This is a genomic window from Burkholderia metallica (assembly GCF_902832845.1).
GTDB lineage: Bacteria > Pseudomonadota > Gammaproteobacteria > Burkholderiales > Burkholderiaceae > Burkholderia > Burkholderia metallica.
In genome coordinates this window covers 486,061-498,888 of the sequence record NZ_CADFDB010000002.1, presented here as the reverse complement: position 1 = coordinate 498,888, position 12,828 = coordinate 486,061, and the positions used below count along the sequence as shown (strand labels likewise).

Here is a 12,828-nt window from a genome sequence, read left to right as displayed (position 1 = left end):
GCGATGAAGATCCTGATCGCGCGGATGAACCACGAGACCAACACGTTCTCGCCGGTGCCGACACCGCTTGCCGCGTTCGGCCGCAACGGCCCCGACTGGGGCGACGACGCGTATCGCGCGAATCGCGGGATGCGCACCGCGATGGCCGCGTTTCTCGACGCGGCCGCGCGCGAAGGCGCCGCGATCGTGACGCCCGTGTCGGCGGCCGCGAATCCGAGCGGGCCCGTCGCGGCGGACGCGTATGCGGCGATCTGCGATGCGATCGTCGCGGCCGCGCCCGGCTGCGACGCGGTGATGCTCGACCTGCACGGCGCGATGGTCGCCGAGGCGAGCGCGGACGGCGAGGGCGACCTGCTTGAGCGCGTGCGCGCGGCGCTGCCCGATGCGCCGATCGCGGTCGCACTCGACCTGCACGCGAACGTCACGCAGAAGATGATCGATCACGCGGACGTGATCGTCAGTTTCAAGACCTATCCGCACGTCGACATGTACGAAACGGGCGAGCACGCGGCGCGCGTGCTGCTCGACCGGCTGCACGGCCGCGCGCGGCCGGTGCTCGCGTGGAGGCAGCCGCCGTTGATGACGTCGACGCTGCGCAGCGCGAGCGCGGAAGGCGCGATGCGGCGCGCGGTGGAGGCCGCGCGCGCGGCCGAGGCCGACGGGATGCTCGCAGTATCGGTGCTGCCCGGCTTCTCGCTCGCGGACATTCCGGCGCCGTGCATCAGCGTGGTCGTGGTGGCCGATGGCGACCGCGCCGCGGCCGACGCGGTGGCCGAGCGCATCGCGCGGCAGATCTGGGACGAACGTGACGCATTCGTCTATCGCAGCGCGCCGCTCGGCGAATCGGTCGCGCAGGCCGCGACGCTCGCGCGCGGCGCGGATCGTCCCGTGCTGATGCTCGATCACGGCGACAACTGCATGTCGGGCGGCCCGTGCGACACGATGGATCTGCTCGAGGCGGCGCTTGCGCACGGGCTCGACGGGATCGTCAGCGGGCCGCTGTGCGACCCGCAAGCGGTCGCGGCGCTGATCGACGCGGGCGTCGGCGCGAGCGTCACGCTACCGGTCGGCAACCGCATGCCGTCGCACGGCGGCGTGCGGCGCGAGCCGTTTCGCGCGACCGGCATCGTGCGTGCGCTCACCGACGGCGAATACGTGATCACGGGGCCGACCTACACTGGCCAGCGCGCATACATGGGCCGCACGGCCGTGCTCGATATCGGCGCGGCCACGCTGGTCGTCACCGAGCGCACGCAGGAGCCGTGGGATCTCGGCGTGTTCGAGAGCGTCGGCGTCGATCCGCGCCGCGCGCGCTTCCTGCTGCTGAAGTCGCGGATGTATTGTCGGCCGGTGTTCGTGCCGATCGCGGCCGCGCTGGTCGAATGCGACAGCCGCGGCGTGACGGGGTCGGACTACGGGCTGTTCCGCTACGAGCGGCTCGCGCGGCCCGTCTATCCGCTCGACGACGTCGGCGAGTGGCCGTGCGGCGCGCACCGGAACGATTGACGGAAAGGAACCGGGAGAAGGATGCCGGATTCGCCGGCTTTCGGGCATCATGCGATGGCATCGACCCGTCGGGCAGCAGGGTCGAGCCATCCATTGCGTCCGCAACCAATCCGGAGAAAACGACCGCCATGCATTCGAACCCTTTCCGTGCGCGCAGCGCGCGCCTGCTCGCCGCGCTGACCCTCGCCACGACCGCCGTTGCCGCGCACGCCGCCGACTGGATCGTGTCCGGCAACGACGGCAAATACCAGCGCGTCGAGGGCCGCGACACTTTTCCGGCATCGCCGCCGGCCGACACGCTGACGCTGCTCGACGCCAGCACGTTCCCGCCGAAGGTCGCGCTGCAGGTCGACGTCGAGAACGGAATCCAGGGGCCGCCGCAGGCCGTCGCGATCACGCCCGACGCGAAGCTCGCGCTCGTCGGCGCGCCGACGCGCTACGACACGGCCGCGAAGCAGCTCGTGTTCGACACGTTCCTGCAGGTCGTGAGCCTCGACACGACGCCGCTCGCGATCACGCGCGTCGAGCTCGGCACGCATCCGCAGGGCATTGCGATCGACCGCTCAGGCACGCTCGCGCTGGTCGCGAACGTCGACGGCAGCGTGTCGATCCTGCGCATCGACGGCACGCACGTGACGCTCGGCGGCAGCCTGAAGATCGGCAAGAAGCGGCTGGCCGGGATCAGCTTCACGCATGACGGCAAGCACGCGCTCGTGTCGCTGCGCGACGAGCAGGGCGTCGCGGTGCTGAACGTCGACGACGGCAAGGTGACCGACAGCGGCGCGCGCCTGAGCACGGGCGTCGCGCCTTACACGATCGACGTGTCGAGCGACAACCGCTGGGCCGTCGTCAGCAACGTCGGGCTCGCGGGGTTGCCGGGCTATACGGGCACGCTCGCGGGCGATGCCGATTCGGTCGCGCTGATCGACGTGTCGCGCGTGCCGTTCCGCACGGTCCAGTACCTGACGGTCCCGTCGCTGCCGGAAGGCGTCGCGATCTCGCCCGACGGGAAGTGGATCGCCGTGCAGGCGATGGACGGTTCGAACCTGACGGCCGACAACCCGGGCCGCCGCAAGCTCGGCAAGGTGCTGCTGTTCGAGATCCGCAACGGGCAGGCCGTGAAGGTGAGCGAGGTGCCCGGAGGCGAAGCCGCGCAGGGCATCGTGTTTACCGCCGACAGCCGGCACGTGATCGTGCAGTTCAACGTCGAGCGACAGCTCGCGCTCTATGCGGTGGACGGCGGCAAGCTGCGCGATACGGGCAAGCGGATCGCGCTGACGGGCGGGCCTTCGTCGTTGCGGACGTTGCCGCGCTGACGCGTCCTCAGTCAGTCCCGCTCCTCCGCTTCAAGCGGCGCCCGCATTCGCCGGGCGCCCGTCCTTGTGCCGTCCCGCGCGCCGCGGTGCAGCGCAACAAATGGCGGAGAATTGTAATCAAAGCCACTTAACCTCGAATTGTTTAGTTAAACAAACTGAAAATTCGGGAAACTTCGTGTGGTGAATAAACACGCGATGCGGCACTGTCAGCCCCTGGGAATGCAGGACATAACGATCCCGAACCAGGAGGCCTACGTTGAAACACCATGCACGCTGGATCGTGGCGGCCATGATGGTCGCGACAGGGACCGCGGGATGCGGCGGCGATTCGATGGACGGCGCGCCGGCGCCGAGTGCCGCGGGCGCGGTGTCGACGAGCCCGTCGACGCAACCGCAGTCCACCGCGCCGGCCACCCCCGACGTGCCGGCCGCTTCCGCCGTCGCCGCCGACCTGAAGCTGACGCAATACGTCGATCCGCTGATCGGCTCCGACCAGGTGCCGCCGCTCGTCCCCGACATCGCGAACACGGAATCGCCGCCTGAAGACCTGCTCGGCGGTTTCACGACACCGGCCGCGACGCTGCCGTCCGGGATGGTCCAGTGGGGGCCGGACACGCCGTCCGTGCCGAACACGTGGAGTCCGCCCGGCTATCACTACAGCCAGACCCGCATCACGGGTTTCAGTCTCACGCACCTGAGCGGCGTGGGTTGCAGCGCGGGCGGCGCGCTGCCGGTGTTTCCGACCGTCGCGGGGCAGCCGGCCCCCGCCGCGTTCAAGCACGCGAACGAAACGGCGCGGCCCGGCTATTACGGCGTGACGTTCGACAACGGCATCCGCACCGAACTGAGCGCCACGCTGCGGACGGGCGCCGCGCGTTTCGTGTGGCCGGCCGGGCAGCGCGGGCAACTGAACGTCGCGGCGAAGACCAATGCATCGTCGTGGGGCGGCACGATCGCGCAGGACCCGAACGACCCGCAAGCGCTGTCGGGGTCGATGACGGGCGGCGGCTTCTGCAGCAGCGGGCAGACTTACAAGCTCTACTTCTACGCACGCGTCGACCGGCCGTTTACCGCGAAGCTCGGCAGCGGCAGTGCGCAGCTGACGTTCGCGGCATCGTCCGGCGCGCCGTCGACGGTGAACATGAAGGTCGGGATTTCGTACGTCAGCGTCCAGAACGCGAAGGCGAACCTCGACGCCGAGAGCGGCACGCAGACCTTCGACCAGCTCGCCGCGCAGGCCGACGCGACCTGGAACGGCGCGCTCAATGCGATCCAGGTAACGGGCGGCAGCGCCGCCAACCTGAAGAAGTTCTACACCGCGCTGTATCACGTGCTGCTTGCGCCGAGCGTGTTCAGCGACGTGAACGGCGATTACCCGACGATGGGCGGGAAGACCGCGAATGCGGGCAAGGACCGCATCCACTACACGACGTTCTCGAGCTGGGACACCTACCGGTCGCTGATGCCGCTGATCGCATGGCTGAAGCCGGCCGCCGCGAGCGACATGATGCAGTCGCTCGTCGACGACGCCGGGACCTGCGGCGGCGCGTTTCCGAAATGGGTCGAAGGCAACACGAGCAGCGACGTGATGCCGGGCGACAACGTGCCGATCCTCGTCGCGCAGAGCTATCTGTACGGCGCGACGGGTTTCGATGCGAAGAAGGCGCTGTCGATCATGCTCGACACCGCGTCGGGCGCCGTCACCGCGTGCAGGGGCGTCACGGCGCTGCCGGGGCTCGCCGAGTACCGGAAGTACGGCTACCTGCCGGCCGATGCGTCCATCCGGGTCGACAGCAGCCACAGCGGCGGCACGGCGTCGACGACGCTCGAATACGCGGCGACCGACTACGCGATCTCGCGCTTCGCGCAGGCGCTCGGCGACACGGGCAACGCGGCGACGCTGCTCGCGCGCTCGGCGAACTGGAAGAACGTGATCGATCCGGCCGCGCCGGGCAGCAACGGCGCGACGCTGCCGCGCCTGTCCGATCGCAACCGCGACGGCAGTTGGGTCGCGAATGCGTTCGACGAGATCGAGGGGAACGTCGAGCAGTACACGTGGATGGTGCCGTTCGACATTCCGGGGCTGATGGGTGTGCTCGGCGGCGACGCGGCGGTCGTCGCGCGGCTCGACACGTTCAACACGTACCTGAACGCCGGCTCGAAGAGCCCGCATCTGTGGATCGGCAACGAGCCTGCGTTCGCGACCCCGTGGCTCTACAACTGGACGAGCCGCCCCGACAAGACGCAGGCGCTCGTGCGCCGGATCCTCGACGAACAGTTCACGACGGCCGCGTCCGGCCTGCCGGGCAACGACGACGAAGGCGCGACGTCGGGCTGGTTCGTCTGGGCCGCGCTCGGCCTGTACCCGGAAATTCCGGCCGTGCCCGGCTTCACGCTGACGAGCCCGCTGTTCGCGCATGCGGCGATCCGGCTCGGCAACGGCAAGACGCTCACGATCGATACCGTCAACCCGGGCGCGGTCTACGTGCAGCGCGCGACGCTGAACGGCGCCGCGCTGACGGGAACCTGGGTCGATTTCGCGCAGGTCGCCAACGGCGGCGCGATTGCGTTCGGGCTGGGCGATGCGCCGGCTGCGTGGGGGAGGTTGCCGGCCGCGCGATAGCGCGTGCGGGAGGCAGGCGGCGATCGCCGCCGGGTCGTCGAGGCAGCGGCCGGCGCCGGGGTTCAAAAAAGGAAGTCGGCGCGACGCCGGTTGGGGGGACCTCCCGCCGTCGCGCGATGCGGCACCGGTGTGTCGCGCAGGGCCGCGAGCCTGGCGGCGCGTCGGAACATCGTCGACGCCGGGATACGCATTTTAATTAATGGTGCTAAACGAAAATGAAAAATCCACGACTCTTGATCGTCGCTGCACTGGCCTGTGCAGCGCTCGCCGCGTGCGGCGGCGACGACGTGAACGGCAGCAGCGGTGCGTCGCCGTCGACATCGACCGGGCAAACCGGCGGGGGCGGCAGTCCGGCCGGCAATACCGGCGGCGGCTCGACCAGCCCGACCCCTCCGGTCGACCCGACACCGCGACCCACGATGCAGCTGACGCAGTTCGTCAACCCGCTGATCGGCACGCAGGTCAATTCGGACTCGGGCTACGCGGGCAACGTGAACCCGGGCGCGACGGTGCCGTTCGGCATGGTGAATTTCGGGCCGAACACGCCGCGCTACGATTTCAACGGCTCGGGCGGCTACCTGTCGTCGAGCGGCGCGTCGAGCGGCACGATCGACTTCTTCAGCGTCACGCACCTGAGCGGCGTGGGCTGTCCGGGGCAGGGCGCCGTCGCGATGCTGCCGAGTGACAGCGCGAACGCGATCGCGCCGAACGGCTCGCCGGCCGGCGTGGGCTACAACTATTCGGATGAAACGGCGCAGCCCGGCTACTACAAGGTGCGTCTCGCGAACGGGATCGTCACGGAGCTGAGCGCGACCGTGCGCTCCGGTCTCGCACGCTTTACCTACACGGACAAGGACAAGGGCTTCTTTTCGATCGACGCGAAGCTGAACGGCAACAGCGACTCGGGCAGCACGAGCATCACCGCGAACAACGTCGCGCTGCAGATCGCCGCAGACGGCAGGTCGATGAAGGGGCAGGCCGTCGCGCCGGCGTTCTGTACGCCGTACGGCACCATCTGGAACGCGCCCGTCTATTTCTACGCGACCTTCGACAAGCCGCTGCGCAAGCAGACGGGCACGTCGTCGGTGAATACCGCGAGCAACGGCGCGGCGACGCTGCAGTTCGACCTGACCGACGCGGACAAGCGCGTCACGGTGAGAGTCGGCATCTCGTCGGTCAGCACCGACAATGCGCAGGCCAACCTGCAGGCGGAAGGCGCCGCGCTGGCGTTCGACGATGCCCGCACGCGGGCAGCCGGGTTGTGGAACGATCGGCTCAACACGATCCAGATCGACGACGCAGGCAATCTCGCGTCGCTGAACCCGACGCAGAAGGCGAATCTCACGAAGTTCTACACCGCGCTGTATCACGTGTTCAGCGCGCCGACGCTCTACAGCGACGCGAACGGCGATTTCCGCAGCATGCGGCAGCCGCGCGGCGCGAACGGCAGCTATCCGACCTCGGTCGACCGTACCGGCACGATCCCGCCGCGGGCGAAGGCCAACGTCAAGGACTATGCATTCAGGCGTCCGGACGGTTCGCAAGGCGGCGCCGCGAATCACTACACGGGCTTTTCGCTGTGGGATACGTACCGGTCGCAGGCGCAGCTGATCGCGTTGCTCGCGCCGAAGGAGACGAGCGACATGATGCAGTCGCTCGTCGTCGACGGGCTGCAGTGCGGGGCGTTCCCGCACTGGGTCGACGGCAGCGACGATTCCACGCCGATGTCGGGCGACAACGCGCTGAACGTGATCGCGGGCGCATACAAGTTCGGCGCGACCGATTTCGACCTGGTGTCGGCCGCGCGCCTGACGAAGCAGTCGGTGTTCGATCCGTCGAGCGCGTGCAACGACCGCCCGAGCGCGCCCGGGCTGGTCAAGTTCCTGACGGCCCGCTATCTGTCGCAGAGCGACGACGGCCACTCGTCGTCCGCGACGATCGAGCGCGTGCTGAGCGACCGTTCGGCGGCCGCGTTCCTGCAGGCGCTGCCTGCCGGCGTGCTGAATGCGCCGTCGGTCGGCGTGAGCGCGGACAACATCGGCACGCTGTACACGCGGGCCGGCTGGTGGCGCAACATCTTCGACTACACGAACCAGGTGATCGCCGCGCGCAACGCGCCGCCGGCCGGTGCGGCGCCCGGTACGCTGGGCACGCTCGTGCAGGGGGCGTTCCACGAGTCGACGGAGCCGAACTACTTCTGGAGCTTCGCGCAGGACTGGACCGCGCTGATCGACGCGATCGGCGGCAAGCAGGCGGCCGTCACGCGGCTGAACAAGCTGTTCGCAATCACGACGCCGTTCTCGACGGTGCCCACCTCGGGCAGCCTGAACGGCGGCGAATCGTCGAGCGGCCTGTACATCGGCAACGAACCGTCGTTCCAGTCGCCGTGGGGCTACAACTGGGCCGGGCAGCCGAGCGGCGCGCAGTACATCCTGCCGATCATCATGGCGCAGGCCTTCACGACCGGCCGCGACGGCCTTCCGGGCAACGACGACATGGGCGCGACGTCGAGCTGGTACGTGTGGGCGACGCTCGGCATGTTCCCGGTGATTCCTTCCGAAGCGGGTGTGGCGTTGTCCACGCCGCAATTCAGCGGGATCACCGTCTGGCTCGGCAACGGCCATTCGCTGCGGCTCGAAAGCGACAAGCGGGTCGCCGCGGACGACACGGGCCACGCCGCGTTCCCGTACATCCAGTCACTGACGGTCAACGGCGCCGACTACGCGGGTTCGTGGCTGCCGCTCGCCAAGATCGCCAACGGCGGGACGATGCGCTACGCGCTGTCCGCGACGCCGACGCAATGGGCGGCCGCCGACAACCTGACGCCGCCGTCCGGGCCGAACGCGGACTACACGCAGATGACGGCCGGCGGCGCGTCCGCCGCGACCCGCATGCGCGAGGCCGGCGTGCGATGACCGCGACCGGGCGCGCGCGGTTGCCAGCCGCACCGCATGCGCGCCCGTTCCGGTGACGACGACACAATCTGGGAGACGACACCATGACCTCGAAGGAACGCCGCAAATTCCTGTCGTATGGCGCCGCGCTGGTCGGCACGAGCTGGCTCGCCGGCTGCAACGGCGACGTCGATTCGACGTCGGGCGCACCGGGCACACCAGGCGCACCGGGCCCCGACGGCCCGGCCACGGTCACGCCCACCGTCCCGGGCGTGCCGCCCGATCCGGAGCACGGCCTGCTGGCCTCGCAGCGGCTCACGAAGAACTGGACGTTCGCGTCGGCGGGGAGCCTGCCGGGCGCGAGCGGCGCGCAACTGTCGAGCGCGGGCGACGTGGCGGGCATGGCGCCGGCGACGGTGCCGGGCACCGTGCTGAACAGCATGATCGTCAACGGCAAGTACCCCGATCCGTTCTACGGCCGCATCGTCACCGATACCATTCCCGACACGCTGAAGGACACCGACTACTGGTACCGGACGACTTTCGTGGCGCCGGCGCGGCAGCCGGGGCAGCGGCTGTGGCTGAACTTCGACGGGATCAACTATTGCGCGGAGATCTGGCTGAACGGCGCGCTCGTCGGCCGGCTCGAAGGGGCGTTCAGGCAGCGCGCATTCGACATCTCACGGCTGGTGCCGCAGGCGGGCGGCGCGGTGAATCTCGCGGTGCGCGTCGTCAAGCTGGATTTCTCGGAAGGGCCGCTGCTGCCGAACTACCGGAGCGGCGTCACGCGCGGCGGCCGCAACGGCGGGCCGACCGGCGTCACGCTGAAGAACGGCCCGACGTTCTTCTGTTCGGCCGGCTGGGACTGGCTGCCGACGATCCCCGACCGCAACCTCGGTATCTGGCAACCCGTGTCGTGGTTCACGACCGGCGCGGTGCGCATCGCGGCATGCCATGTCGCGCACACGCTGTCCGCCGATCTGTCGCGCGCGGAGCTGCGGCTCGACCTCGAACTGGACAACGGCTCGGGCGTCGATCTCGTCGCGACGCTCGTCGGCACGATCGGCAACGGCGCGCCGTTCAGCCACGACATCGCGATTCCGGCATCGGCCACCTCGACGAAGGTGTCGCTCACGTCGTCGGACATCGCGGCGCTGTCGATCGGGCAGCCGAGCCTGTGGTGGCCGAACGGGTATGGCGATCCGCATCTCTACGCGGTGACGGTGGGCGTCAAGGTAGGGCGCTTGCTCTCCGACGAGCGCACGCTGAACATCGGGCTGCGCCGCATCGACTATTCGCGCGACATCGGCATGGGCAAGCAATTGAGCATCACGGTCAATGGCCTGCCGATTCTCGTGATGGGCGGCAACTGGGGGCTCGACGAAGCGTTGAAGCGCATTCCGCGCGAACGGCTGTTCAACCAGGTGCGTCTGCATCGCGACGCGAACCTGAACCTGATCCGCAACTGGAACGGGCAGAGCACGAGCGACGATTTCTTCGATGCGTGCGACCGCTGCGGGATTCTCGTCTGGCAGGACTTCTTCTTCTCGACCGAAGGCGACGGGTCGGGCGCGGCCGACGTGCCGCGCGATCTCGACAACATTCGCGACGTGATCGCGCGCCACCGTCATCGTCCGTCGATCCTGCTCTGGTGCGGCGGCAACGAGGGCTCGCCGCCGCCGGCGCTCGTCAAGGGGCTCGACGCGCTCGTCGCCGAGCTGGACCCGCAGCGCCTGTGCCTGACGAGTTCGGCAGGCGACACCGGCGCGGGCGCGGTGAACGGCTATTCGTCCGGCGGCCCGTACAACTGGGCCGCGCCGCGGGATGCGTTCACGCGCGGCTACGGCACGACGCAGGTCGCGTTCCACAACGAAGTCGGCTCGCACTCGATCCCGACGCTCGAATTCGTCGAAGCGATGCTGCCGCCCGGCTCGTACGCATGCCCGGACGATTTCTGGGCCGACCGCGACATGAACGGCAACGGCGCGGGCTACTGGCAATACGGGATCGGGGCAAGCGGCGGCGCCGGCTATCTCGCGGTGACCGCGCTGCGCTACGGCGCGATCCGCAATCTCGCGGATTTCGTGCGCAAGGCGCAGATGATGAACTACGAATGCATCCGCGCGATCTACGAAGCGAATGCGGCGGTGATGATCGGTCCGGCAGCCGGCAGGATCAAGTCGCCGGCCACCGGCGTGATCATGTGGATGACGAACCCCGCGCAGCCGAGCTTCGTGTGGCAGATGTACAGCCACGACCTCGACGCGCATTCGTCGTTCTTCGCGGTGCAGCACGGCTGCCGCCGCGTCAACGCGATTCTCGATGCGAGCACGGCCGACGTGACGATCGCGAATCACACGGGCGCGGCCGTTACCGGCCGTGTCGAGATGCGCGTGTACAACCTCGACGGCACGCTGAGCAGCCGGGCCACGGCCGATGTCGGCGGCGTCGCGAAGGCGTCGTATCGCGTGGTGGCGAACCTCGCGTCGGCGCTGGCCGCCGCGAAGTCGAACGTGTGCATCGTCGCGCTCGCGCTGAGCGATGCGGGCGGCAACACGCTCGCGGAGAACGTGTACTGGCGGCAGCGCGACGGCGGCGACACGTCGTACACGTCGCTCGACACGATGCCGGGCGCGGCCGTTTCCGTCAGTGCGACGTCGGCCGAGACCGACGACGTGACGACGCGCATCACGGTCGACGTGGCGAACGTCGGCGCCGCCGTCGCGCTGATGACGCACCTGCAGGTATTCGATCCGTCGACCGGTGCGCGCATCCTGCCCGTGTTCTACAGCGACAACTATCTGAACCTGGTGCCGGGCGCGAAGCGGCAGCTCACGATCGACGTGCCGCATGCGAGCGGCGCGCCGGTGTCGCGTGTCGCGCTGCGGATCGACGGATGGCGGCTCGATCGCCCGAACTGCCGGCTCGGGCTCGGCGGCGTGCCGGTCGTGTTCAACGAGCGTGCGCTGGCGGTCGATCCGGCGGTGCCGACGTTCGGCGCATGCGGAAGCTGACGCTGATGCGTGCGGGATGCCGCGCTGGCCGCGCAGCGTAGCGTGCCGATGAAGCGCCGCGTGCCTGTGCGCGGCGCGCGTTGCATGCCGGACGGCCGGCACGCCGTTACGGTTTGAGAAACCTGTCGAGCCAGCGCGGTGTCGCCGCACGCTCGAAGACGACGTGCAGAGACGGACTGAACGCGCCGTATTCGAGCCCGTGGCGTTGCGCGAGCAGCGTCAGGGCTTGCGGGGTGTAGAACGAGATGTGCCCGTTGCGCGGCACGCAGTACCACCATTGAGCAATCCCGCTGTCGAGGATGTCCTGCGTGATCGGCGTCGTCTGGAACAGCAGCGCGCCGCCGGGTTTCCGGTAGCGCATGATCTGGTCGAAGAGGTCGATCGGCGCCGGATGATGCTCGAACACTTCGAACGACAGGATCGTATCGAACGTGCCTTCGGGCGGCACCGGGTGCGAGAACGGATCGTACGACGTCACGTCGGTGAAGCCGCGCGACAACAGTTTGCGTTCCAGCAAGCCGAGCCCCGAGCCGAAATCGAGCACGCGGCTGTCCCGCATGTCCGGAAAGCTGGTGCAGATCAGGTCGGCCAGCTGCTGCGGACGGATCTCGAGATACTCGGGGTCGTGGCGCACGTAGTCGGCGTTGTACACATGCTGCGCGAAATCGTCGTGGGTCCAGCTGTCGAACATCGGCGCCCACGTGAAGCCGCACTGCCGGCAAGCGTGGTAGTAGACCGGCACTCCCGCATACGGGTCGACTTTCTTGCCGGCCATGTAGTCGGCGCCGCAGCTCGAGAAATCGACCAGACCGCAGATGGGAGCGTGGCCCGAACACACTTTGCAGGCGAGGGCTGTCGGATGGCGGTTCAGGTCGTGATTCAAGTTCCCGTCTCCTGGTCGCCTACGAGGCGCGATGGATGGTGCGGGAAGGCTATCACAGTCGCGTCGGCCGTCGCGGCCGCGCACGGGTGCGGCGCGCGTGCTTACGGACGCAGCAGATCGAACCCGCCGAATACGACGACGCCGCTCAACGCGATCATCGCGACGGAGTGCTGGCCGAAGTAGAGAATCGCGGCGGCAAGCCACGTCGTGATGCAGAAGGCGCCGATGCGGGCCATCGTGGGTTCCTCGAATGCTTGATGAAGTGAGTGCGCGCCGCACGGCGATCGCCGCTCGACCGGGCGAGCGGGGCGCGCGGGCGCATGGAACAGGCGACCCTCGCAGCCGCGTGTGCGGCGTCGGCACGCGTTGCGTGCCGCGCCCGCGCGGGCGGGAGTCGAAGCCGGCGGGGTTGCGCGCTTGCTCGCGCCCGGAGGCGCGCGCGCGAATCCCGCCGGCGAAACCGCGATTTTACCAGCGCCGCAGTGCCGGCAGTCTGGCCCTTTCGTCGCCGAAATACGGCGAACAGGCGCTAAATCAGTCCGACCCAATACTCAAGTTTCGTGTGACGAATGCCGTAAACGCATTGGAAGGT

The 12,828-nt window shown here is 68.8% G+C and carries 7 protein-coding genes; 5 read left to right on the top strand and 2 right to left on the bottom strand.

Features of this window, described 5'->3' with window-relative positions:
* Positions 1 to 3 precede the first annotated feature (3 nt).
* From HWX08_RS09550 to HWX08_RS09530, 5 genes are all read left to right on the top strand, one after another.
* Entirely contained in the window at positions 4 to 1,506 is a 1,503-nt protein-coding gene (locus tag HWX08_RS09550; protein ID WP_174921413.1) for a M81 family metallopeptidase, read from the top strand.
* A 128-nt stretch (positions 1,507 to 1,634) separates the two neighbouring features.
* Positions 1,635 to 2,822, top strand: coding sequence for a YncE family protein (locus tag HWX08_RS09545; RefSeq protein WP_174921412.1), 1,188 nt, complete (start codon positions 1,635 to 1,637; stop codon positions 2,820 to 2,822).
* Positions 2,823 to 3,078: 256 nt separating this feature from the next.
* Positions 3,079 to 5,445: a GH92 family glycosyl hydrolase gene (locus HWX08_RS09540; protein ID WP_174921411.1), complete on the top strand. Its 2,367-nt coding sequence runs from the start codon at positions 3,079 to 3,081 to the stop codon at positions 5,443 to 5,445.
* A 215-nt stretch (positions 5,446 to 5,660) separates the two neighbouring features.
* Positions 5,661 to 8,360 (top strand): GH92 family glycosyl hydrolase, encoded by a 2,700-nt coding sequence (locus HWX08_RS09535; RefSeq protein ID WP_244122695.1) that lies wholly within the window; start codon positions 5,661 to 5,663, stop codon positions 8,358 to 8,360.
* A gap of 83 nt (positions 8,361 to 8,443) precedes the next feature.
* Positions 8,444 to 11,353: a glycoside hydrolase family 2 protein gene (locus HWX08_RS09530; protein ID WP_174921410.1), complete on the top strand. Its 2,910-nt coding sequence runs from the start codon at positions 8,444 to 8,446 to the stop codon at positions 11,351 to 11,353.
* Positions 11,354 to 11,459: 106 nt separating this feature from the next.
* Here HWX08_RS09530 and HWX08_RS09525 read toward each other — a convergent pair whose 3' ends face one another.
* The gene (locus tag HWX08_RS09525) at positions 11,460 to 12,236 is read right to left on the bottom strand and encodes a class I SAM-dependent methyltransferase (RefSeq protein ID WP_174921409.1); all 777 of its coding nucleotides are present in this window, start codon (positions 12,234 to 12,236) and stop codon (positions 11,460 to 11,462) included.
* A gap of 101 nt (positions 12,237 to 12,337) precedes the next feature.
* On the bottom strand, positions 12,338 to 12,472 hold the full coding sequence (locus HWX08_RS34590; protein ID WP_006405345.1) for a hypothetical protein: 135 nt from the start codon (positions 12,470 to 12,472) through the stop codon (positions 12,338 to 12,340).
* Positions 12,473 to 12,828: the final 356 nt, after the last annotated feature.